This window comes from Shewanella violacea DSS12 (assembly GCF_000091325.1).
Taxonomy (GTDB): domain Bacteria; phylum Pseudomonadota; class Gammaproteobacteria; order Enterobacterales; family Shewanellaceae; genus Shewanella; species Shewanella violacea.
Map to the genome: position 1 here is coordinate 3,499,908 of NC_014012.1, position 22,539 is coordinate 3,522,446.

Here is a 22,539-nt window from a genome sequence, read left to right on the forward strand (position 1 = left end):
CTACATCCCTGTACAAAAAAGCCCGAACTAGGTTCGGGCTTTTGGCAGCAATCTGGTTAAGCCTGGACAGGCTTAGGTGTCTGCTTACGCATCGACGCCTTTGCTTCTAAGGAACTCATCATAAGTTCCCTTGAAGTCATTGATGCCATCTTTAGTCATTTCTATGATGCGGTTAGCAACCGATGAAACGAATGCACGGTCATGACTGACAAAAATCAGCGTACCTTGGTAGATCTCCAGCGCATTGTTCAATGACTCGATAGATTCCATGTCCATGTGGTTAGTCGGCTCATCCATCACCAAGATATTTGGCTTCTGCATGATAAGCTTGCCAAATAACATACGACCCTTCTCACCACCCGATAATACCTTAACTGACTTCTTGATATCGTCAGAGCTAAATAGCATACGACCCAAGTAACCACGAACCGACTGGTCGTCATCTTCAGGCTTACGCCACTGGCTCATCCACTCGAACAAGGTCATTTCATTTTCAAAATCTGACTCATGATCTTGAGCATAATAACCGATAGATGAATTCTCAGACCATTGGATGGTACCGCTATCCTGAGGAATATCGTGGGTCAAGGTACGCAGTAAAGTCGTCTTACCGATACCGTTCTCACCTAAGATGGCAATACGCTCACCCACTTCAACCATAAGGTTTAACTTGTTGAACAGTGGCTCATCGAAACCCTTGCTTAGCTCTTCAACGATCAAAGCATTACGGAACAGTTTTTTCTCTTGCTCGAAACGAATAAACGGGTTTACACGACTCGAAGCTTTCACGTCATCAATCTTAATCTTATCGATAAGCTTAGCGCGTGAAGTGGCCTGCTTAGCCTTAGATGCGTTAGCAGAGAAACGAGCAACGAAGCCCTGAAGTTCGGCAATTTGCGCCTTCTTCTTGGCATTATCAGACATCAAGCGCTCACGAGTTTGTTGAGCTGCCATCATGTACTCATCATAGTTACCCGGGAAAACACGCAGCTCACCGTAATCGAGATCCGCCATATGGGTACAGACTGAGTTTAAGAAATATCTATCGTGAGAGATGATGATCATAGTGCTGTTACGCTGGTTCAGCATCTCTTGCAACCAACGAATGGTGTCAATGTCCAAGTTGTTGGTTGGTTCGTCGAGTAGCAATACATCTGGATCAGAGAACAGAGCTTGTGCCAGCAAGATTCGAAGTTTGAAACCTGGAGCGATTGCGCTCATAAGACCAAAATGTTGATCAACAGGAATACCCACTCCCATCAGGAGTTCACCGGCACGAGATTCGGCAGTGTAACCATCCATCTCGGCAAATTCCATCTCTAGATCGGCAACCTTGATGCCATCTTCTTCTGTCATTTCAGGCAGAGAGTAGATACGATCGCGCTCTTTCTTGACTTCCCAAAGCTGTTCGTGGCCCATGATAACGGTATCGATCACGCTGAACGCTTCATAACCAAACTGGTTCTGACTCAGTTTACCGATACGCTCATTGACATCCAGAGAGACATTACCCCCTGTCGGCTCCAGATCGTTACCCAAGATCTTCATAAAGGTTGACTTACCACAGCCGTTCGCGCCGATCAGACCATAACGGTTGCCGCCGCCGAATTTAACTGAGATGTTTTCAAACAGTGGCTTAGCGCCAAACTGCATGGTGATATTAGCTGTAGTAATCAAGTGTTAGATTCCAAAAATTGTTATGCGATGCGCGATTTAAGTCCTATCATTCGGGTGAATATTATAAAATATCCCTATGACATAAACATGAATTTACGGCGCTGATATGATGCTTAAACGAGCAAAATCAAGCGCGGTATTATAGCCAGCGACTGCCAAACAATCAACTAAAAGCGAACTAGCAAGCGATGAGGATTTTCCGTTGTGGGGGGATTTAAAGCAGCAAGCCATACAGGCTTTGTTCAGGCTCCTAACTCAGACAGCAAACACTTCAATCATTACTTGCTCAACTTCACATGTATATGAAAGGAACCCGAACAGGTTTTGTTCGGATTGTGATACGTAAATAAAACTAAACTAACGAGTTAACTTCACATGTCTTAAACGATTAGCGTTTGTCACTACAGTCAAGGAAGAAAGTGCCATCGCAGCTCCTGCTATCACAGGGCTAAGCAATATTCCAGTAAGTGGAAACAGGACTCCTGCGGCGACCGGAATGCCTAAGCTGTTATAGATACATGGCAACCCGAACAGGTTTTGTTCGGATTGTGATACGTAAATAAAACTAAACTAACGAGTTAACTTCACATGTCTTAAACGATTAGCGTTTGTCACTACAGTCAAGGAAGAAAGTGCCATAGCAGCCCCAGCAATCACAGGACTCAGCAATATTCCAGTAAGTGGAAACAGGACTCCTGCGGCGACCGGAATGCCTAAGCTGTTATAGATACATGGCAACCCGAACAGGTTTTGTTCGGATTGTGATACGTAAATAAAACTAAACTAACGAGTTAACTTCACATGTCTTAAACGATTAGCGTTTGTCACTACAGTCAAGGAAGAAAGTGCCATAGCAGCTCCTGCTATCACAGGGCTAAGCAATATTCCGGTAAGTGGAAACAGGACTCCTGCGGCAACGGGAATACCTAAGCTGTTATAGATACATGGCAACCCGAACAGGTTTTGTTCGGATTGTGATACGTAAATAAAACTAAACTAACGAGTCAACTTCACATGTCTTAAGCGATTAGCGTTTGTCACTACAGTCAAGGAAGAAAGTGCCATAGCAGCTCCTGCTATCACAGGGCTAAGCAATATTCCAGTAAGTGGAAACAGGACTCCTGCGGCGACTGGAATGCCTAAGCTATTGTATATAAACGCACCGAAGAGGTTCTGCTTAATGTTCCTCATGCTGGCATTGGCTAAAGCAAAAGTATCGGCCAACACTGACAGGCGTCCGCTCAGTAAGGTCAAGTCGGCACTCTCGATGGCGACCTCGGTGCCATCTCCCATGGCGATACCTACATCAGCACTCATTAAGGCCGGCGCATCATTGATACCATCTCCTACCATGGCTACTACTTCTCCGATCTCTTTGAGCTCGATAATCTTAGCCTGTTTCTGCTCGGGCAGGACTCCGGCAATGACTTCATCTATGCCCACTTCATTGGCAACGGCCTGAACCGTCTCTTGCTTGTCACCGCTGAGTAATATCACTCGTTTACCGCCACGCTTGAGTGCAGCAATGGCTTGTTTGGCATCGGGTTTCACCGGGTCGCTGATGGCTATAACACAGACTAAGCGTCCTTGTTTCGCCACATAAACTGGGGTTTTACCAAGCAGGGCTAAGGTCTCAACCTCATCTTGTAGAGCATCCACACCCGATATCTGCTCCATGGTCATCAGGCTCATATTACCTATGGCCAGCTCGACGCCGGAGACTCGGCCCACTATGCCTTTGCCTTGAATATTGTTGAAACCTTCGGGTTCGACCAAGCTTATCTCGCGCGTTTTGGCGAAATCCAACATAGCCTGAGCCAATGGATGCTCGGAATGTTGCTCCAGACTCGCCACCAGGAATAACACTTGCTCTGATGCAGAGGCTTCACTACTGCTGCAGCTCTCACTCTCATCATCACTCTGATCATAACTCTCATAACAACTCTCATAATAAGAATCAAGCAGAAGAATATCCGTTACCCTTGGCTTACCCGATGTAATAGTGCCTGTCTTGTCCAGCACCACACAGGTCACCTTACTCGCAGTTTGCAGAGCCTCACCATTCTTAATCAAGACTCCCATCTGCGCCGCTCGTCCAACCGATACCATGATAGACATAGGTGTCGCTAATCCTAGGGCGCAGGGGCAAGCGATAATTAACACGCTTGTTAACACCACTAGCGCGTGTGACAACTGAGGCGCTGGTCCCGCTAGATACCACACCATAGATGCGACTAGGGCAATAATCACCACCACAGGGACAAAGTAAGCCGATATCTTATCCGTGAGCCTGCCTATGGGAATTTTTGATGTTTGTGCCTGCTGAACCAGGTCGATGATTTTCGATAAACGGGTATCGGTTAACCCGGCAGTCACACGATATATAATGCTGCCATTGCCGTTGACGGTGCCAGCACTGAGCATATCGCCAATACTTTTAGACACGGGAATGGGCTCACCGGTTAACATGGACTCATTGAGATTCGACTCACCACTCAACACCTCCCCATCCAAGGCGACTCGACTACCAGGTTGTAGCCTCAAGTTGTCACCGACTCGTATTTGCGCTATTTCAACCTCCTCATCCCCAGTGTCGGTGAGCCTTATTGCTGTGGTGGATTGTAATCCGATAAGCCGCTGCACAGCTTCACTGGTCTTGCCCTTAGCCCTGAGCTCCAGCGCATGGCCTAAGTTAATCAAACCCAGAATCATCACACTGGCTTCAAAGTAAACATGGCGGGTTTCGGCTGGAAACCAGTAAGGCATGATCACCACCAGCATGGAATAGGCCCATGCTGTACTAGTGCCGAGCACAATCAAGGTATCCATATTGGCACTGCGCGCCTTAAGTGCACGCCACATCCCTTTATAAAAGTGTCCGCCTGTGGTCACTAGCAGGATCAATGTGATAATACCCATGACTCCCCAAGCCAATTGCTGACTGGGATTATTCACCATCATCTCGCCGCCAAATAGCCCCCATAGCATCATAGGCACGCCTAAGCCCAATCCCAGCATAGATTGGATGATACGGGTGCGGTACTCGACTCGTTCAGCCTGAATTTTCTTCTCGCTGGCAAGCTTGGCATCCAGCACGAGTTCACTGTCATAACCGACACTGGCCACTGTCACGATTGCTAACTCACTGCTGATATCGCCCTGAATTTGTACCTGCTTATCGGCCAGATTAACCCGTGCGGACACCCGTGAAGATACCTGAGAGACCAGCTTAGTATCCACGCCAGCTTGTGATAACTTTTCGAATGCTGCTTCAATTTTTGCCACACAAGTAGCGCAGTTCATTTGAGGCACATATAAGGTCATGCTATTGGTATTGGTATTTTTCATCATCTTTGATTCCCCTCAATCAAGGCGGTTTTAACTCGCTTGTTCCCATTTCACTGCACCTAGGTTAATGTCTCCCCTAATGGGAGAGTCAAACCCTTAATGTAAAATAAACTGATTGTCCCTCGATTTACCTTGAACCTGAGCTTGAACCTGAGCTTGAACCTGAGCTTGAACAGAGTTTTAGCGCCCTGTGAATGGAATTAAATGACATGTGAGGCATATGATGAAAATTGGAGAAGTGGCTAAAAAGACAGGTCTAACGGTGAAGAGTATTCGTTATTACCACGACATAGGCCTTATCTGCGCCACACGGGGTGAAAACGGCTACAGAGAATATGATAAACCTCAGATAGACTCCCTCAGGTTTATCGGTCACTGTCGCGATTTAGGTTTCTCTCTAGATGATTGTCGATCTTTGCTGGATCTTAAGCTCAATCAAGACCGAGATGCCGAAGATGTAAAACGCTTAGCTAAGACTCACCTGGAGATGGTGAGTGATAGAATAACCAAGTTACAGGCACTAGAGAGTCAGTTAAACCATCTGATAAAGGATTGTCGCGGCGGCCATCAACCGGACTGCGCCATACTCAGCGGGCTCAGTGAATAATGAGCCGATATAGCCCAGACCCCTATGACCTGACTTAATAAAACACGAGGTGAATGGTGAGGAATTATCTCATCCAGGCAGCAATATAAAAAACAGTGAGACAATGCAGGCAAGATAGCTGATTAGCTTTCCTGTTTCTGGCATTGGCAAATAACTTGGCATTACTTTCTGACAATTAACTTCTGACAATTACTTTCTGATAAGAAGGTTCTTAAACCATTCAAAAACTGTTAACTGTTTATCCCGGCTCAATCCATAAAAGATACAGATCCAGGGAGATAAGAGCAGATACCAGGGCAACACAGAAGTATCACGTCCAGTGATGAGCAGATATAGAAATCCCGCATAAATAACCAAGACCCCAAGCCCTCCGACTAACAGCATTAAATTCCTAGTCGCTTTTTCCAGCCAAACCATCTGCTTGTGGAATCTCAAATCAGTTTTCTCCAAAATATTAACATTGAACATTATTACTTATCACCAGCACTAATGTAATACCTATCGGTATAAGTACTTGTATGAGTATCTAAGTTAAATCCTGTCACTGGGGTCAATACAGATCTTACTGAGTAAATCCAAAGCAACAAAAAACGGACCAAGGCCCGTTTTAATATTTATCATACTTGTCTTAGAAATTAGAACCTAGGCACTCACTCCCAGGTTATAGACACATAAATCTATATACGTATGCCGCCATCAATCTCGAATACTCGGCCGTTAACATAGTCGTTCTCTATGATGAACTTAACCGTCGATGATATCTCGCTAGGTTGACCCAGACGGCCAACTGGCACCATTTTTTCCATACGTGCTAGCGCTTCAGGCTTCATCGATGCCGTCATCTCAGTCTCAATCACACCCGGCGCTACCGCGGCGCTGCGAATATTGTATCTTGCCAACTCTTTTGCCCAAGCAACAGACATGGCTGCAACACCCGCTTTCGAAGCCGAGTAGTTAGTCTGCCCCATATTGCCCGCCTTGGATAAGCTGGAGATATTGATGATCACACCTTCTTGCTTAGACTCAATCATGGCAGCCGCAGCCTCACGACCACAGAGGAATGAACCGGTTAAGTTGACGTTAATCACAGCCTGAAACTGCTCATATGACATACGGTCGGTCACCTTGCCATCTTTAGCTTTGACTAGCATGCCATCTAATAAGATACCTGCATTGTTGATAAGTACATTCACCTTACCGAAATCTTCCAGGATAAAACCGAAACCCGCCACCACATCTTCTTCATCGGTAATATCGAAGGCATAGCCTTGTACTTCCGCTCTGTCGCCAATATCGGCGCAAGCACGTTCAAGCTTGTCTTGATCCACATCGATAAGGGCCAATTTAGCGCCGGCTTCGGCTAAATCCACTGCCATGGCTAAACCAAGTCCACCAGCACCACCAGTAATGACCACTACCTTATCTTTTAAATCCATCGTATTACCCTTTGTTTTTATTTTGTTGAATATGAGTCATCTGTTGAAAACTAGAGAACTGTTCAAAAATACTAGAAAAATCTCGTGTACCATTGCCTTGACGAGCATGGTTCACATATAAACTGCGTGCTAGGGCGCCCATGGGCGTACAGGAATTAGTCAGTAATGCCGCCTCTTGAGATAGACCTAGATCTTTAACCATAAGATCCACCATGAAGCCCCCCTGATAACCATTGGATGACGGTACAGACTCCATCACATCTGGACAAGGATTATATTTATCCAAGGTCCAATTACCACCACTACTGACCTTCATAATCTCAGATAACACCTTAGGATCTAAACCATGGTCAATGCCCATCTGCAAAGATTCACTGGTGGCTATCATCAGCACAGACAGAAGCATGTTATTACAAATTTTGGCCACCTGACCAGCACCAGAATCCCCGGCGTGTAAAATATTGGCGCCCATATGACTTAGCACCTTAGAGGCTTGCTCAAAACCCGTCTCACTGCCACCACAGATGAAGGTTAATGTCCCGGCCGCAGCCCCTGCGGTACCACCAGATACAGGTGCATCGATAAACTCGAGTCCCTTACTCACGGCAACTTCGGCGACTTTTTTAGCGCTCTGAGCATCTATGGTTGAGCAGTCGATCAGTAAGGTTCCCTCGGCTACCACATCGAGCAAGCCCTTATCAGAGCTGCCTTCACCTAAGTAGAGAGAGCGAACATGTTTTCCCGCCGGCAGCATGGTTATCACCACATCTGCACCGGATGCTGCGCCGCAGGCACTCTTGGCACTTAGTGCGCCAAGCTCAGTAAGAGACTTCATCGCCTCGGGGACGAGATCGAACACCTTAACCATCACGCCTGATTTTATTAAATTGGCCGCCATAGGCGCGCCCATGTGCCCTAATCCGATAAATGCGATACTTGTCATCTTAAACTCCTTAAGAAAATTATTCCCCGAGACTCATTTCAATAGCGCTCTTACAACACAGGCTCCTCCAACTGAGCTAAAGGATGCGATGCTAAAGACCAAGGCGAGCTCAGCATCTGCTCGATTAAGCTTACGGGCACATCCGCCACTCGGTTAAACTTCCACTGGGGATTACGGTCTTTATCGATAAGCAATGCCCTCACCCCTTCAGAGAAATCCCCCAGGGCGCAGCAGTTGACGCTCAAACCAAGCTCGAACCTAAATACTTCGGCCAGACTCAGGTCTATGCCTAAGTGAGCTTGGCGATAAATAAGTTGCAAACTGATGGGGCTACCGGACAACATGGTCTCGATGGGACGTTTCAGCCAAGAGTCATTGAGATTAAGCTCTTCGACTCGAGCCATAATCTCGTTGAGCGAGCCCGACATAAGTACATCTATGTCATTTTTATAAGTCTCGAGCCGCCCCTTGGAAAATCCTACACTTGCGTCGGCGCCGGTGCGATTGAGCTCATGGGTCAACAAGTTATGATTAACCTCAGTATCATCTCCCCAATTGAGGCAGGCTAAGCTATCGAGCAAGGGCTGTTTATCATCATCTAGAATATAGTGATTAGCGATACCCACGAATTTAGCATCGGCTGCATTCATGTTATAGGCCGTAAGCCCCAGAAATAATCCCACTTTCCCCGGCATACGATTGAGAAAATAACTGCCACCTACATCTGGGTACAGACCTATGGTCACCTCAGGCATGGCAATACGAGAACCCTCGGTCACCACACGATGACTCGCGCCCATCATCAGGCCAAGACCGCCTCCCATGACGATACCGGCTCCCCAGACTAAAATGGGTTTAGCATAGGTATCGATAAGATGATCGAGTCTATATTCCTGCTCAAAGAATTCTGTCGCCTGCTGGGTAAGCTCACCCGGTGTGGCAACAGATGCATGATAAATGGCCCTGACATCGCCACCGGCGCAGAAGGCTTTCTCGCCTGCACCATCTAACATCACCATGGCGATAGCGTCATCATCTTGCCAGCGCATAAGCTGAGCCAGCATCGACTGCACCATCTCGAGATTGATAGCGTTAAGCGCTTGCTCCATATTCAGGGTCATGACCCCAATCTGCTTGCCAGAGCTTGTGCCTAAGGTTTGAAATACCACACTATTACTTGAATGAGTCATCAGCAGTTCTTCCAGTTGGCCTTACGCTTTTCTAAGAAAGCCGCAACCCCTTCAGCTTGATCTTGGGTATCAAACAAGGCCGCAAACTGCTCGCGTTCTATGGGTAAGGCTTGGTTTCTCGGCATATTACGTCCGGCTTGGATCAGAAATTTACAGGCTTTAATACTACTGGGACTCTGGTTTGCCACCTTGGCGGCCAGCTCCATGGCCCCATCGAGAGCGGCGCCAGTTGCCACCACCTCCTCCACCAGTTTTAGCTCCAGGGCTTGGTCTGCGGCCAGTCGCTCACCACATAAGATCATCCGCTTAGCCCAGCCTTCGCCAATGAGCGCCGCCAAATTTTGCGTCCCACCCGCACAAGGAAGCAGACCTACGCTCGCTTCGGGCAAGGCCATCACAGCTTGAGATTCGGCGATACGTAGATCACAGGCCAGCGCGACCTCGAGTCCGCCGCCCATGGCATAGCCATTGATTGCCGCGATGGAAACACCGCGAAATGCGCTCAAAGCTTCGAACGCTTCACCGAAACACTTGGCCATATTGGCAGCATTGTCTTTATTGCCATCGGCAAACAACTTGAGATCGGCCCCAGCGGAGAAAAACTTGTCCCCTTCACCCGTTATGACCAGGGCATAAATGTCCGGATTATCATTGAGTGCCTCCACCTTCTGCTTCAGCAACTGCAAACTCTGGGCAGTCCAGGTATTAGCCGGCGGATTGCTCATGGTGATCACTGCGGTATGGCCTACAATCTTCTCTATCAGGGCTGTCATCTGTCACTTCCTTTTATGAGTCTAAATTACAAGATCTGTCCGGCGCTCTCATCGAGTAAACGTCTCGCAATAATCAAGCGCATGATCTCGTTAGTCCCTTCCAATATCTGGTGTACGCGCACATCACGCACATGACGCTCTAAGGGATATTCACGTATGTAGCCATAGCCGCCGTGCAGCTGTAACGCCGCATCACAAACCTGAAAACCGATATCGGTAGCAAAACGTTTCGCCATGGCGCAATAGGCGCTGGCTTCGGGATCACCACAATCGAGTTTAAAGGCCGCTAATCGCACTATCTGTCTTGCCGCCACAAGTTCAGTCGCCATGTCGGCCAGTTTAAATTGCAGCGCCTGAAACGTGGCAATGGGTTTACCAAACTGCTTACGCTCGGTCATATATTGAGTGGCACGCTCAAGCGCCGCCTGAGCTGTACCCACTGAGCAGGTAGCAATATTGATGCGTCCACCGTCCAGGCCCTTCATGGCGAAAGTGAAACCTTGTCCCTCTTCACCCAAGAGATTTGTTACCGGTACCCGCACTTCGCTGAAGGTGATCTCCCGGGTAGGTTGAGCGTTCCAGCCCATCTTATCTTCCGCCTTACCATAGGTTACCCCTTTAGCATCGGCAGGGACCACTATGGCTGAGATACCTTTAGGGCCATCTTGTCCGGTGCGGCACATGACCACTAATAGCTCGGTCGCCCCAGCGCCAGAGATAAACATCTTGGTGCCGGAGATCACATACTCATCGCCCTCTCGCACCGCTTTGGTCTTAAGGGATGCAGCATCGCTGCCCGCGCCCGCTTCGGTTAAGCAATAAGATGCCAGTTTCTGGCCCGTGGTTAATAACTCGGACCACTCTTGTCTTAAGGTTTCGCTGCCGAAACTGGTCACCATCCAGGTCGCCATATTATGTATAGTCAACATGGCAGTGGTTGACGTACAGCCCATGGCCAGTTGCTCGAAGATAATGGATGAGTCGAGACGAGACAGTCCCATACCACCTTCACTCTCTGGCGAATACAGGGAGCAGAAACCTAGCTCTCCGGCGCGTTGAATGACATCTTTAGGGAAGTGGTGTTCTCTATCCCACTGAGCTGCAAATGGGGCGAGTTCGTCTTGTGAAAACTGCTGGGCTAGATCGGCAAACTGGCGCTGATCATCACTGAGGTTAAAATCCATCTTAGGTCTCCTCGGCACTTTTTATAATAGGCTTGTAGAATCGACTCGTTTAATAGAGCTCAAACCATTTGTTTTAATTTGTGCCTGCCTGTTTATTGAATCATTTATATTTTAATAAGCCTTAGATGGATAGCGTATCCACCTAAGGTCCTTAAGCGTTACTAGCTGTCAGCCCTATTACTTAAGCTCAATCGTCATGTTGGGAGCGGTATGCTCGGCGTCACTTATCTGGGACTCGAACCAACGCGCCGTGATGGTCTTAGTTTCGGTATAGAAACGCACAGCCTGCTTGCCATAGGCATGCTGATCACCATAGAAACTGCCCTTCCAGCCAGTGAAAGAGAAGAAAGGTAAAGGCACAGGAATAGGCACATTGATACCCACCTGACCCACTTCTATCTCGTGCTGATATTTACGCGCAGCCGCACCACTGGCGGTAAAAATTGAGGTACCGTTGCCATAGGGGCTGGCATTGACTATCTCGATGGCCTCTTCCAAAGTATCGGACTCCATGCAGCACAGCACTGGACCGAAGATCTCCTCTTTATAGATGGTCATCTCTGTGGTGACCTTGCTAAACACTGTCGGACCCACCCAGTTACCAGATTCATAACCCGGCACGGTAAATTCAGAACCGTCGAGCAAACAACTGGCGCCTTCCGCCTTGCCTTGGGCGATAAGTGACAGCACTCGCGCTTTGGCTGCAGGGCTGATCAGTGGACCATAGCCCGCTTCTTTATCATCCCACAGACCGGGTTTAACCTTAGCGATGGCTTCCTTGAGTTCAGGGATCCACTCTTTGGCCGCACCGACAAAAATCGCCACAGATAGCGCCATGCATCGTTGACCCGCAGCGCCAACGGAGGCTCCGACTAAGTTATTGATCACTTGCTGCTTATTGGCATCAGGCATAACAACGCAATGGTTCTTAGCGCCGGCAAATGCCTGTACACGCTTGAGGTTATCTGTGCCTGTCTTGTAGATATATTGAGCCACGCCTACAGAGCCGACAAAAGAGATAGCCTTGATGTCTTGATGATTCAGCAGCACATCTACCGCAGTCTTGTCACCATGCACTAGCTGCAACACGCCCTTAGGCGCACCAGCCTCTTCGAACAGCTCAACCAGACGCTGAGGCGTCATGGGGTCTTGCTCCGAAGGCTTGAGTATAAAGGTGTTGCCGCAGGCGATAGACAAGGGGAACATCCACAGCGGGATCATGGCAGGGAAATTAAACGGGGTAATGCCGGCACACACGCCCAGAGGTTGGCTGTAACTATAGGTATCTATGCCTCTGGCCACATTCTCCACAGTTTCCCCCATTAACAGGCTCGCGATATTACAAGCATGCTCGGCCACTTCGATACCGCGCCAAACATCGCCTTTAGCATCATCGAATGTCTTACCTGTCTCTTGTGCCAGAATAGTCGCCAGCTCATCATGGTGCTCTTTCAGCAGATGCTGATATCTAAACATCACTCTGGCACGCTCGGAAACGGGCACCTCTTTCCAGCTATTAAAGGCAGATTTCGCACTGGCGATGGCTGTTTCCACCTCCTGGACGGTGGCGGCGTTAATCATGGCTATGGTTTGATTGTTGGCTGGGTTAGTGACCGAGATTTGTTGTTTCCCGTTACCATCAATAAATTGGCCGTCGATATAATGTTGCACTTGAGTGGTCATATTGCTTCCCATTAAGACTGGTTAGAACAGGCATGCTGTGGTTTATTATTTTTGCCACACACCTATTGTCTTCTTGATTGCTACCTATGAGTGACAGCTTTAAACTCACATAAAGGTCTATTTTTACTTAGCGATTCTTCTCTTAGCTAGCGCAGATAAAAAAGGCTTATCTTTTCAGACAAGCCTTATGGTGCAAGCTAAACTTCGATTGCCATGGCAGTGGCTTCGCCGCCACCGATACACAGAGATGCAACGCCACGCTTGAGCCCACGGGCCTTGAGTGCATATATCAAGGTCACTAACAAACGCGAACCCGAGCAGCCGATGGGATGCCCCAGAGCACAGGCGCCGCCATTGACGTTGACCTTAGACTCATCGAGAGAGAGCTCGGAGATAGCCAACATGGTCACCATGGCAAAGGCTTCGTTGATCTCAAACAGATCCACATCATCCTTACTCCAGTTCACCTTATCGAGCAGCTTGTTTATGGCGCCAACAGGTGCCGTGGTAAACAATGATGGATCTTGAGCATGGGTAGCATGACCCTTGATGCTTGCCAGTATAGGTAAGCCTTGAATATTGGCCTGTTGCGCTGTCATCAGCATAAGCGCCGCCGCGCCATCTGAAATTGAGCTTGAATTAGCCGCGGTAATTGTGCCGTCTTTGGCAAAGACTGGACGCAGAGTGGGAATTTTATCTGGGCGTGCATTGCCCGGCTGCTCATCGGTATCCACCAAGGTATCACCACGGCGACTCGATATAGTGACCGGCGCTATCTCTTGTTTGAATGCACCAGACTCGATGGCCTTATTGGCTTTAGCGAGTGAACTCAGTGAAAAAGAGTCCATCTGCTCACGAGTGATGTCAAAGTCATCGGCGGTGTTTTGTGCAAACGTGCCCATGGCACCACCGGTATAGGCATCTTCTAAGCCATCTAAGAACATATGGTCCATCACCTTACCATGACCCATACGCATGCCACCGCGGGCTTTATCGAGCAGATAAGGTGCCAGGCTCATGCTTTCCATGCCACCAGCTATGACAATATCGGCACTGCCTGCCTTGATAAGATCATGGGCTAACATAACCGTCTTCATTCCTGATCCACAGACCTTATTGACTGTCGTTGCGCCAACCGACAGAGGTAAACCTGCCCCTAGAGCCGCTTGACGAGCCGGTGCCTGACCAAGACCCGCTGGCAGTACACAACCCATTAAGACTTCATCGATGACATCTTTGGAAACGCCTGTCTGCTCAACCAGACTCTTGATGGCGGTTGCGGCCAGCGAAGGTGATGGAACGCTAGATAAGGCCCCTTGAAAGCCCCCAATAGGGGTGCGCTTAGCTGCCACAATGACGATCTCTTGACTCAATTGCTCTGTACTCATTGTCCACTCCGCCTTTACTAGATAATTAATGTCAACCAGAAATAGGTGATCCAGTTCAACTTCTATAACTAAAGAATAGCACTCTGACGTTTACGCGAACGTAAAGCAAGTGTAAATACTAATATAGGAAAAGATACCAGGGAGTTATATTGTCACTCAATATTTACACAAGCCTTTGCTGTGGATCAGGCTAGAGAAGATAGGCGAGCTAGCTTAAAGAACTAGCTCTTATACATATTGGTATTTAAGTTTACTGCACTAGAGAGCTGCCCCAAGTTTCAATTGGCACAATCTGTACTCAGACTCCCTCTTGTGTCGATACTCTTCTACTAGTTGCTGTTTTTTCTCATCTTTGGTGTCTTGTGCTATTGAGCCTTGATTAAGCAAGTTTGTTTCAATTTGTCGGCTACTCATTTTGGGCTTGTTACAGGATGAGGCTGTTTTACCTCCAATCTGGCATTGGCGGTACTTATCATTTTTCTGCTTGATATAATCCCGAATAGCCAGCTCCTTTTCCTTTTTAGCCATGGAGTCGTTAAGCACTCCACTCTTAGTCAGCATAGTTTCTAACGACCATATATCGACAACAGGTGAAGGCTGCTGACAAGCCTGAGATAATTTGGGCCTGGCCAATGCAGGGGTCGCCATTATGGCTAGCACAGATGCATTCACTAAGAGTATGGCGAGCAGTTTTATTGGTTTCATTATCTATCCACCTTTCACTAACTTTATTATATTTGACAATAAAAAAGCGCTGATAACAGCGCTTTTATTAGGGCTTAGTCTATTTATAATTAACGATAAATATAAATAGAACCTACGCTTCTGTCTTTACTCTGATTAATCAAACGGATCTTCAGACCGTAAGTGGGTATATTACGACCCGCATCAGGAATGTCACTACCGATATATTTTCTACGGTCATTGAACAGACGTTGACCACGAACACGGTTATCACGGAGTGTGATGCCATACTGCTCTTCAAGATCTAAGAACATCTTGTCATTTCTATCTATGCTAAATGTCGCATCATGGATCTGGTACTTAGTCGAAGCTGGTGCACCGTCACTCCATTTGAGTGTCTTCTGATCTGCATCGACAACCCCTAAGAAGCCATCACCAGGATGATTACCTACCCAGTTATCAGAAAACTTATTATCCACATACCAGATCAGTAGTCCTTCTTCATAGCTCATAGTTTCACCGGCAACATTAATGTGGGCAAGGCCACTGTCAACGCCGTGATGAGTACGCCACTCAAGCAAGTAATAATGATCCGTATAGTTACTGCCTGTATTTGCTGTGAAACCTGCAAAGTTAAATGGCTCAGAGGCTGAGTCATCGGCATTGGCAGTAACGACTGCGACACTGTCTAGCTCGACACTGAAGTCATCGATATAAATACCGGCATTTGCCACTCCTGGATCTGTGCTATAGATGACAGTGATATCCACTACCTGGCCTGCAAAGCTAGTCAGATCGAATTCAGCATCTATCCAGCCATTTGATGACCCCGTAATACCATTGCCTAAGTTATTGCCATTTGGATTAGTATCTGTGGTCAATGCATTGGCTATGGTCACTAGACCCGCTTCAGTACTGACAGCCAGATAGGCATAATCCCAATCGGCTTCTATGTCATACCAGGTCTTAAACTTAACCACCACTGAGCTTGCTGCGGTCAGGTCTACTCTGGTTGACATACGATTGTCGAGATCATTTCCCGAACCACTAAAGTAAGCATATTGGCCACTCACAGGTGTGGTGATCAGGCTCTGCTTCTGGGGTAAATTGATACGAATTGCATCATGGTTAGTGCCCTTGCTGGACGCCTGATCGAGTAATCCCTGAATGCCACTTCTGGGGATATCATCGAAGTTAACCGTGGCGCCATGTAACCAGTTGCCACCTAGAGAAGCCTGTAGCTGCTCCTTGGCCCAAGCACTGAAACCCGTTGGCTCAGTACCGCCGAGACGACCCGCCCAGCTACCGGAAGACATCACTGACCACATGGAGACAGGCTCACCTTTACCTGTGTATTGAGTGTCATACTCATCAGGTAGACCTAGATCATGGCCAAATTCATGACTGATAATACCAACGGCACTATCGATAGGCGCGATAGTATAGTCATAAGCAACCATGGCTCCGTTCCAATAGGGAACATCCGAAGTTGCACCAGGAATTGCCCAGACACCTCCTAGATTCCAGCGATGTGCCCAGATAGCATCTTCACCGAGTTGACCACCGCCGGCTTCTTCGCCCACACTGGAATGGAACACCATCACGTGATCCACTAAGCCATCGGCTTCCCAATAATTGCCATCACCATCGAGATCGTATCTATCTTCAATATCAAATTGAGTCAGATCCACACTTGGATCGGCAGCAGCAGCCGCTAACGCCTCACGAATTAAGCTACGTGCATCACCATCAGGGTTGCCACCATAGTAAGCCGCATTTTCAGTAGCCATATACCAACCGGCTACATCACCTGTGAGTGAGTAACTGCCACCAGACTGCTTTTCATAAAACTGAGTGAAAGAGTTTGCATGATGTCCGTTAGGGGCAATCCAACCCTGGGCACCGAACAAGATCTGACGATAATGATCCTGATTATAATCTTCATAATACATGCCGCTATCTTCTGGCAAGATTGAGTTATGAGGGAAATCAGGGAACTCCATCAAGATAGCCAGCACACGGCCCTGACGAGCTTCACCGCTATAATCTTCAATTACCAAGTTATCTGGGCGATTTCTGCGTGACCTAGAAAACTTACCTTTCTTGTCACCCTTGCTGCGTCTGACTTTCTTACGGCTTGATTTTATGTCGCTATCCATAGCGAAATTGCTCGTCGCTTCGGCATCTAAGCTTGCTGCTCTGAGTGCTTCTTGCTGTTGGCGAGTCTTAAGAAAACTGCGTAGCGCGACCTCGGCTTCATTAAATGAAGCCCCTTGAGCGATCTTTCCTGATTTTTTTAACATTTGAATCAGTCTTTGCTCATCGGCAACGACCAGATCGAATGCACCTGATTGATATGAATGTTCACGCTCCGATGCGAGCGCATTAGCTGATAATCCTGCTAGCACTACGGCTAGTGATAATATTGTTTTATTCAACACGTGAATCCCCTGTGTTAACTTCTAGTTGTTGAGATAGCGTTCTGTCTCGAGGTACTCGTTTTTTCGCTAGCTTTTATGAGCCGAGACAAGGTAAAAAACTCTACCTGAAGGGGAATAAATACAACAACATTATTGCAACATATCAGTCACAAGTAGTAGATCACAGGCTCGATACTAGTTATTTTAGTTAGATAGGAAATCGATGGAATTGAAGAGACAGCTTAGAATGCTATGACATTAGTTCAACTAATTACCTAACAAGCTGTTTATTATGAATATTTAATGAGTATTTAATGACTAAGATGATAAGAAAAAATATAAATCAGAGTGTTTTTTCAGCTAAGGCAGCCAACACCTTTAACTTACTCCTGACGGTAAATTGTAGCCTTTACTACTAGCACTGACTCAAATGTAAACCTGCGATTCCACAGTTAAGCGATTAAATTTTGTTCTAGCCGACAAAATAAAAGCCACACAGGTGGCTTTATCTGGCATCACTCTATTTGCAGCGAGTTAATTTAAGGCAGTTCAGCCTCTTCCCAGGGAGTAATAGCACTCATATCATCCAGATTATACGGGGTTAGCTGATACACATAGTAGTTGAGCCAATTACTGACTAACAAGCTACCATGGCCATACCAGCGAGCGACTGGCTCCTGCTCAGGATCATCATTTCTAAAATAGTTTTGCGGAATTTCGGGCTTAAGTCCTGCGCCTAGATCACGAAAATACTCATCTTTTAGCGTCAACTTCTGATACTCGGGATGACCCATCACAAACAAGTTTCGACTATTACTACTCAGCACCATATAAGCGCCGGCCTCATCGGATTCAGTTAATACTTGCAGGCCGGGATGGGCTTTGAGCTCATCGATATCCATCTGAGCAAAGCGGGAATGAGGCGCCAAGAACTCATCATCGAAACCACGTAATAGAGGCAAATGTTGACTGGTGCGCTGATGAAGGAATACCCCTGCACGTTTCGTCTTGAGCAGTTTCCTATTCAAGCCATACAGGTGATAGAGTGCCGCATGAGCAGCCCAACATAGAAAAAGGACCGAGGTAACATGACGTTGGGACCAGTCGATAATTTCACGAATATGATCCCAATAGGTCACCTCTTCAAACTCGATCTGACCCAGAGGCGCACCTGTGATGATTAAGCCATCGTAGTTTTTATGGCTAATCGCCTTAAAATCCCGATAGAAATTATTCATATGATCGATTGAAGTATGCTTAGATTCTTTATCGTGGATCCGCAGTAAATCCACATCCACCTGCAGTGGTGTGTTACCCAATAAACGCAGTAACTGAGTCTCTGTCTCGATCTTATTGGGCATCAGGTTCAAGATCAGCACTTTCATCGGGCGAATGTCCTGATTCGCGGCCCGGGTCTCGGACATGACGAAAATATTTTCTGACTCTAGAATCCCTGCCGCGGGCAGATTATCGGGAATTTTAACCGGCATACAGCGCCTCATCCTCTATCGTTTGATTAACCAAGTAGTAGAAAAATGCGCCTAAATCAGCAATCAGCTTAGCGAGCCACTTTTTCTACCATGACAGACATAGGCTCTGTTGAGCCTACATTTATGTTGTACGCTTGAGTATTGATAAACATCAGCTTGTCATCGAGGTGAATACTTGCCCCTATTTCATAGCTATGACCCGCTTCAAATTGATCTCTGTTTATCAAAAAATGAAACGGAGCCGGAGACGTTACAGCACTTATCTCTATCTCGGCCATAACCACTACTGGCGCCCCCATCAAGGAGATATCCTTTACCTGAACCCTTAACACGGCATCTTGTGCCAAGGCCATGGGCTGCTGGTACAAAACCTCTCCCTGAATCTCGACCATAGCATTAGGTGTTGCGCAGCCCGCTAACACCAGCACCGACATGAATAGAGCTAAAACAAGTTTCAATCCGTTTTTCATCGCCTATCTCCTAATAATACATTAAGACTTCTGGATGTCCATATGTCTATTGTAAAATACCTGATTCGAATATCGTTCTACTATGCGCTTAAAACTAGAGCAGACCACATACATTGGCATAATATAACCATAGTCGGTCAATGTGAGCAGGCTTCGAATTAAGCTGGATGAAATTTTCTGTGTGGGTTCATTTGGCTGAGTTGGTATTGGAGTGTGTTTGAAGGTCGTTCCTTCATTGTTATCTATCGCTTCCCAGCGGCGGGATGTGCACTCTTTACTTTGACAAGATTCTGCGACACGCTGCAATTCAATACTCGTCTTCCCCGCAATGCTTGTGGGCGGGAATCCAGCCCCTTTGGCGTATGATAATTTTTTGAAGGTCGTACTTTCATTGTTACTTATAGCCTGCAGCGGGCTTTTGTACGCTCTTACTTTGACAAGGTTCTGCGAGTCGCCGGCTGTTGATTTCATAAGAGCCGTCCGTGGAAGCTCTTCCAAATCAAACAAAGTCCTTGTTTAACGGCCAGTTCGGCAAAATATGTCCATATACAACAGCCAGTTCAACTTCCATGCTTCTCATTCATAGGCTCTATTCACCCAGCCTCTCGTTCGGGTGTTCTTTAACCTAGCCACCCATTCTTGTTCTTTATTCTAGCCATCTTTGACAGTTAGCAAATAATCAAGACACCCATTATTCTATATATAGTAAACAATTAATTAGTAACACTTATCTTCTTGTTAAATTGAATGTCTTGGTAGAGATAAACTTGCCCATAATATATCCCAAGACAACGAGTGCTGTAATGATGCTGCCAGATATGCAAAATGCCAGAAACTCAGGCACGCCTAATCCCCAGGCAAAACTAAATGCTAAGCCGTTAAATAAGTTGGCCCAGATACACATAATAAATACGATTAGAGCGATGACAATACCGGTACGATTCAATTGAGACATGTCTGCGAACCTCATAACTAAAGATGTTGGGATGCATTGCACTATAGCAAGGCAATGGCGGCGATTCATTGGATTAGTAACTCTATGCTCGAGCCTTAATATGGACTCTGCTAGCGACTAGACTTTCAGATTATTAAAAAGTCCTCTGCATGCGAGTATATAACTATATATAACCCAAACACTGGTTACTCTAAAGAAAGATAGCCAGTGCTAATCACTGCAAGGCAAATTTAACCCTATACAAGCTAATCACGACCAAGACGGCCACAACCCCAACAAGCACATAACCTATATACAGCCAAAGTATACAGCCAAGACATCCATTATTATCTAAACTCGGCCAAGCCTAGTGCTATGGCTCAGGTGGGTGATAAGAGCGGTGTCATGACAGTGAAAGAGCGCAATAAGCACGCTGAACAAGCTTGCTGTAAAAGATGAATAATTGACTCAGCTACCTATGTAAGCCCGAAGACTATCTTGGGTATCTTGGGCTTGGGCTTGGTCTTGATTTTCGTTTTCTGTTTCACTTGGTTTTCAGTTTTCTTGTTGGTTTTCGAAGTGTGAAATAAGAAGTGTGAAATAATAAAGGAGCCAATAGGCTCCTTTCTGTCGCTTTACTAAACTGGATTAGAAGGTATAACCAACACTCACCATGTACACCCAAGGGTCAATATCTGTTTCGATGGTGACTGGTGTATCTGCAAGATTAAATTTCACGTCAGTGCTGATTTGTGCGTACCAGACAGAAGCATTCACCAACCAGTTTTTATTCACTTGATAATCGACACCAACCTGAGCTGCCAGCCCCCATGAACTGCTCATACTCAGATCCGATAGCGCCCCATTTAGATCGTTAGTGAATTCATTATCATAGAAGTTAGTGAAGTTAACTCCCCCACCTATATAAGGACGTAGCTTAGACTCAGCATTACCAAAATAGTATTGCAACACTAAGGTAGGCGGTAGTTGCTTAGTCTCGGCTATCTTGCCGACACCATGCAGAGAAATATCGTGACTAAATGGCGTCGCCGCCAACAACTCAACACCTAGGTTATCGGTCAACATATAGCCGAAGTTAAGTCCCAATTGAGTATTACTGCTCACTCCGAATTCACCGAAGCTTGCTACCTGGTCACTGGACTCGTTAGGTGCGACAACGACAGCACCCGCACGAATGATAATGTCACCCTCTTGATGAGCCGCAACAGAAGCGGTGAAACCCGTAGCCAGTAAAGCGGCCGCGATCAATCCAGAAACGATACTTTTTTTCATCATACTACTCCATTAATATAAGGCGAATGTCACTTTTTATTATCATGCTTCTTACATTTGACAGCATCCTGACAGATCTAAGCCTATTAAGAATTGATCCAAATCAACAAGCGTACCTAGGCCCAATTTATACTTAGCCTAAGGTGATCAATGTCACGCTTCAATAACAAGCCTTGAAAATGCAGCTTATAATTTGATGAACATATTTTTATATTATTTTATTTTGGTATTAATCGGCAGTCGAGAATAAGAGTTTTTAATGAAACGTATTAAGGGGGGATAATTAGGCTAGTTGTAATTTAGGGTAACGAGTTAACCAGGCTTTCTGGTCTTTTCTTGCGTTAAAAAGTGATAGCTCACGTTTCGGGTTGTGGGTTAACTTTAAGTCGAACAGAGATTCCAAACCAAAGGGGGCAAATAAATCGAACTGGCTATTATCTCTAGATACATGGATACCTATGGCCGTCTCACACTCGGGCCAGAAGGACATGGCATGTTCACAGCTAGTGTAGGCTGCATCACAGTTTCTAATATGCATTCTCGCCTGATTCTTAACAGACCAAGGCAGATGAGGCGCCCATGACTCGAGTTGCTTTTGATAAGCTCTCTCTCGACTCTCACTGAGGTCATCGGCATCAAAATAGATAAGATCTATATCATTAATAGCTGAGTTTAATCCACCGTGTAGCCTGTCCCATACCAGATTGCGTACAAATCCTGCCGCCAATAACCACTGAGGCAGATCTAGCTTAACCGCAAACTCTATGGCTTGCATTCTGATGGGATCCTGTTTCAGCCATTGCTCGAGTCTCAGCTTTAGCTCCAGGTTTAGTTCCAGGTTTAGTCTTATACTCACGCACATTTCGCTTAAAGGAATAGATGATAAATACTAATCTATGCCTGAGATTAACACCAGAATACTTGTTTTCTGCCAGACAGCAGAGCTTCTCATCATTCTAGCTTGTTGGGCCTACTAGCTCTCGGCCTTGCAAGTTGATCTAAGACTTTTCAATTAAGGG

19 protein-coding genes and 2 pseudogenes are annotated in these 22,539 nt (G+C 46.5%); 1 reads left to right on the top strand and 20 read right to left on the bottom strand.

Features of this window, described 5'->3' with window-relative positions; genetic code table 11:
* Positions 1 to 84: 84 nt before the first annotated feature.
* The 4 genes and pseudogenes from SVI_RS14555 to SVI_RS14560 all read right to left on the bottom strand — a co-directional run bounded on the left by SVI_RS14555 (position 85) and on the right by SVI_RS14560 (position 5,028).
* Complete coding sequence (locus SVI_RS14555; protein ID WP_013052359.1) at positions 85 to 1,677, bottom strand: ABC-F family ATPase; 1,593 nt, start codon at positions 1,675 to 1,677, stop codon at positions 85 to 87.
* A gap of 357 nt (positions 1,678 to 2,034) precedes the next feature.
* Positions 2,035 to 2,220, bottom strand: a pseudogene (locus SVI_RS22105) (hypothetical protein); the annotation flags it as partial.
* Between the two features lie 27 nt (positions 2,221 to 2,247).
* Positions 2,248 to 2,433 (bottom strand): annotated as a pseudogene (locus SVI_RS22010) (hypothetical protein); the annotation flags it as partial.
* 240 nt (positions 2,434 to 2,673) lie between these two features.
* Positions 2,674 to 5,028 carry a heavy metal translocating P-type ATPase gene (locus SVI_RS14560; protein WP_013052361.1) on the bottom strand — a complete coding sequence of 785 codons (2,355 nt, stop codon included), beginning with the start codon at positions 5,026 to 5,028 and terminating at the stop codon, positions 2,674 to 2,676.
* Positions 5,029 to 5,245: 217 nt separating this feature from the next.
* Between SVI_RS14560 and SVI_RS14565 the strand changes: the two genes are divergently transcribed.
* On the top strand, positions 5,246 to 5,632 hold the full coding sequence (locus SVI_RS14565; RefSeq protein ID WP_157608708.1) for a MerR family DNA-binding protein: 387 nt from the start codon (positions 5,246 to 5,248) through the stop codon (positions 5,630 to 5,632).
* Positions 5,633 to 5,821: 189 nt separating this feature from the next.
* On the opposite strand, the gene SVI_RS14570 is transcribed toward SVI_RS14565, so the two are convergent.
* From SVI_RS14570 to SVI_RS14645, 16 genes are all read right to left on the bottom strand, one after another.
* Complete coding sequence (locus SVI_RS14570) at positions 5,822 to 6,067, bottom strand: hypothetical protein (RefSeq protein WP_408005174.1); 246 nt, start codon at positions 6,065 to 6,067, stop codon at positions 5,822 to 5,824.
* Positions 6,068 to 6,309: 242 nt separating this feature from the next.
* The gene (locus SVI_RS14575; RefSeq protein ID WP_013052365.1) at positions 6,310 to 7,068 is read right to left on the bottom strand and encodes an SDR family oxidoreductase; all 759 of its coding nucleotides are present in this window, start codon (positions 7,066 to 7,068) and stop codon (positions 6,310 to 6,312) included.
* A 4-nt stretch (positions 7,069 to 7,072) separates the two neighbouring features.
* Positions 7,073 to 8,011 carry a 3-hydroxyisobutyrate dehydrogenase gene (gene mmsB / locus SVI_RS14580; protein ID WP_013052366.1) on the bottom strand — a complete coding sequence of 313 codons (939 nt, stop codon included), beginning with the start codon at positions 8,009 to 8,011 and terminating at the stop codon, positions 7,073 to 7,075.
* Between the two features lie 50 nt (positions 8,012 to 8,061).
* Positions 8,062 to 9,201 (bottom strand): enoyl-CoA hydratase/isomerase family protein, encoded by a 1,140-nt coding sequence (locus tag SVI_RS14585; RefSeq protein ID WP_041419986.1) that lies wholly within the window; start codon positions 9,199 to 9,201, stop codon positions 8,062 to 8,064.
* Positions 9,201 to 9,974 carry an enoyl-CoA hydratase gene (locus SVI_RS14590; protein WP_013052368.1) on the bottom strand — a complete coding sequence of 258 codons (774 nt, stop codon included), beginning with the start codon at positions 9,972 to 9,974 and terminating at the stop codon, positions 9,201 to 9,203. The genes SVI_RS14585 and SVI_RS14590 overlap by 1 nt, the downstream gene beginning before the upstream one ends.
* A gap of 26 nt (positions 9,975 to 10,000) precedes the next feature.
* Positions 10,001 to 11,158: an acyl-CoA dehydrogenase family protein gene (locus tag SVI_RS14595; protein WP_013052369.1), complete on the bottom strand. Its 1,158-nt coding sequence runs from the start codon at positions 11,156 to 11,158 to the stop codon at positions 10,001 to 10,003.
* Between the two features lie 177 nt (positions 11,159 to 11,335).
* Positions 11,336 to 12,841, bottom strand: coding sequence for a CoA-acylating methylmalonate-semialdehyde dehydrogenase (locus SVI_RS14600; protein WP_013052370.1), 1,506 nt, complete (start codon positions 12,839 to 12,841; stop codon positions 11,336 to 11,338).
* Positions 12,842 to 13,038: 197 nt separating this feature from the next.
* A complete protein-coding gene (locus SVI_RS14605; RefSeq protein WP_041419987.1) occupies positions 13,039 to 14,229 on the bottom strand; it encodes a thiolase family protein in 1,191 nt (396 codons plus the stop codon).
* 258 nt (positions 14,230 to 14,487) lie between these two features.
* Positions 14,488 to 14,934 (bottom strand): hypothetical protein, encoded by a 447-nt coding sequence (locus SVI_RS14610; protein ID WP_013052372.1) that lies wholly within the window; start codon positions 14,932 to 14,934, stop codon positions 14,488 to 14,490.
* Positions 14,935 to 15,023: 89 nt separating this feature from the next.
* Positions 15,024 to 17,354: an immune inhibitor A domain-containing protein gene (locus tag SVI_RS14615; RefSeq protein ID WP_013052373.1), complete on the bottom strand. Its 2,331-nt coding sequence runs from the start codon at positions 17,352 to 17,354 to the stop codon at positions 15,024 to 15,026.
* A gap of 518 nt (positions 17,355 to 17,872) precedes the next feature.
* A complete protein-coding gene (gene metA, locus SVI_RS14620) occupies positions 17,873 to 18,823 on the bottom strand; it encodes a homoserine O-acetyltransferase MetA (protein ID WP_041419989.1) in 951 nt (316 codons plus the stop codon).
* Positions 18,824 to 18,891: 68 nt separating this feature from the next.
* A complete protein-coding gene (locus SVI_RS14625; protein WP_041419990.1) occupies positions 18,892 to 19,293 on the bottom strand; it encodes a YbaY family lipoprotein in 402 nt (133 codons plus the stop codon).
* 21 nt (positions 19,294 to 19,314) lie between these two features.
* Complete coding sequence (locus tag SVI_RS21705; protein ID WP_013052377.1) at positions 19,315 to 19,764, bottom strand: hypothetical protein; 450 nt, start codon at positions 19,762 to 19,764, stop codon at positions 19,315 to 19,317.
* Between the two features lie 256 nt (positions 19,765 to 20,020).
* On the bottom strand, positions 20,021 to 20,248 hold the full coding sequence (locus SVI_RS14635; protein WP_041419991.1) for a hypothetical protein: 228 nt from the start codon (positions 20,246 to 20,248) through the stop codon (positions 20,021 to 20,023).
* A 627-nt stretch (positions 20,249 to 20,875) separates the two neighbouring features.
* Positions 20,876 to 21,523, bottom strand: a complete 648-nt coding sequence (gene ompW / locus SVI_RS14640; RefSeq protein WP_041419992.1) for an outer membrane protein OmpW — start codon at positions 21,521 to 21,523, stop codon at positions 20,876 to 20,878.
* A gap of 280 nt (positions 21,524 to 21,803) precedes the next feature.
* On the bottom strand, positions 21,804 to 22,382 hold the full coding sequence (locus SVI_RS14645) for a nucleotidyltransferase family protein (protein WP_013052380.1): 579 nt from the start codon (positions 22,380 to 22,382) through the stop codon (positions 21,804 to 21,806).
* Positions 22,383 to 22,539 lie beyond the last annotated feature (157 nt).

Bases quoted from the DNA above. Each gene is read 5' to 3' on its own strand.
- SVI_RS14560 (WP_013052361.1), bottom strand. From the start codon at position 5,028: ATGATGAAAAATACCAATACCAATAGCATGACCTTATATGTGCCTCAA.
- SVI_RS14565 (WP_157608708.1), top strand. From the start codon at position 5,246: ATGATGAAAATTGGAGAAGTGGCTAAAAAGACAGGTCTAACGGTGAAG.
- SVI_RS14575 (WP_013052365.1), bottom strand. From the start codon at position 7,068: ATGGATTTAAAAGATAAGGTAGTGGTCATTACTGGTGGTGCTGGTGGA.
- mmsB (WP_013052366.1), bottom strand. From the start codon at position 8,011: ATGACAAGTATCGCATTTATCGGATTAGGGCACATGGGCGCGCCTATG.
- SVI_RS14585 (WP_041419986.1), bottom strand. From the start codon at position 9,201: ATGACTCATTCAAGTAATAGTGTGGTATTTCAAACCTTAGGCACAAGC.
- SVI_RS14590 (WP_013052368.1), bottom strand. From the start codon at position 9,974: ATGACAGCCCTGATAGAGAAGATTGTAGGCCATACCGCAGTGATCACC.
- SVI_RS14595 (WP_013052369.1), bottom strand. From the start codon at position 11,158: ATGGATTTTAACCTCAGTGATGATCAGCGCCAGTTTGCCGATCTAGCC.
- SVI_RS14600 (WP_013052370.1), bottom strand. From the start codon at position 12,841: ATGACCACTCAAGTGCAACATTATATCGACGGCCAATTTATTGATGGT.
- SVI_RS14605 (WP_041419987.1), bottom strand. From the start codon at position 14,229: ATGAGTACAGAGCAATTGAGTCAAGAGATCGTCATTGTGGCAGCTAAG.
- SVI_RS14610 (WP_013052372.1), bottom strand. From the start codon at position 14,934: ATGAAACCAATAAAACTGCTCGCCATACTCTTAGTGAATGCATCTGTG.
- metA (WP_041419989.1), bottom strand. From the start codon at position 18,823: ATGCCGGTTAAAATTCCCGATAATCTGCCCGCGGCAGGGATTCTAGAG.
- SVI_RS14625 (WP_041419990.1), bottom strand. From the start codon at position 19,293: ATGAAAAACGGATTGAAACTTGTTTTAGCTCTATTCATGTCGGTGCTG.
- SVI_RS21705 (WP_013052377.1), bottom strand. From the start codon at position 19,764: ATGAAATCAACAGCCGGCGACTCGCAGAACCTTGTCAAAGTAAGAGCG.
- SVI_RS14635 (WP_041419991.1), bottom strand. From the start codon at position 20,248: ATGTCTCAATTGAATCGTACCGGTATTGTCATCGCTCTAATCGTATTT.
- ompW (WP_041419992.1), bottom strand. From the start codon at position 21,523: ATGATGAAAAAAAGTATCGTTTCTGGATTGATCGCGGCCGCTTTACTG.
- SVI_RS14645 (WP_013052380.1), bottom strand. From the start codon at position 22,382: ATGTGCGTGAGTATAAGACTAAACCTGGAACTAAACCTGGAGCTAAAG.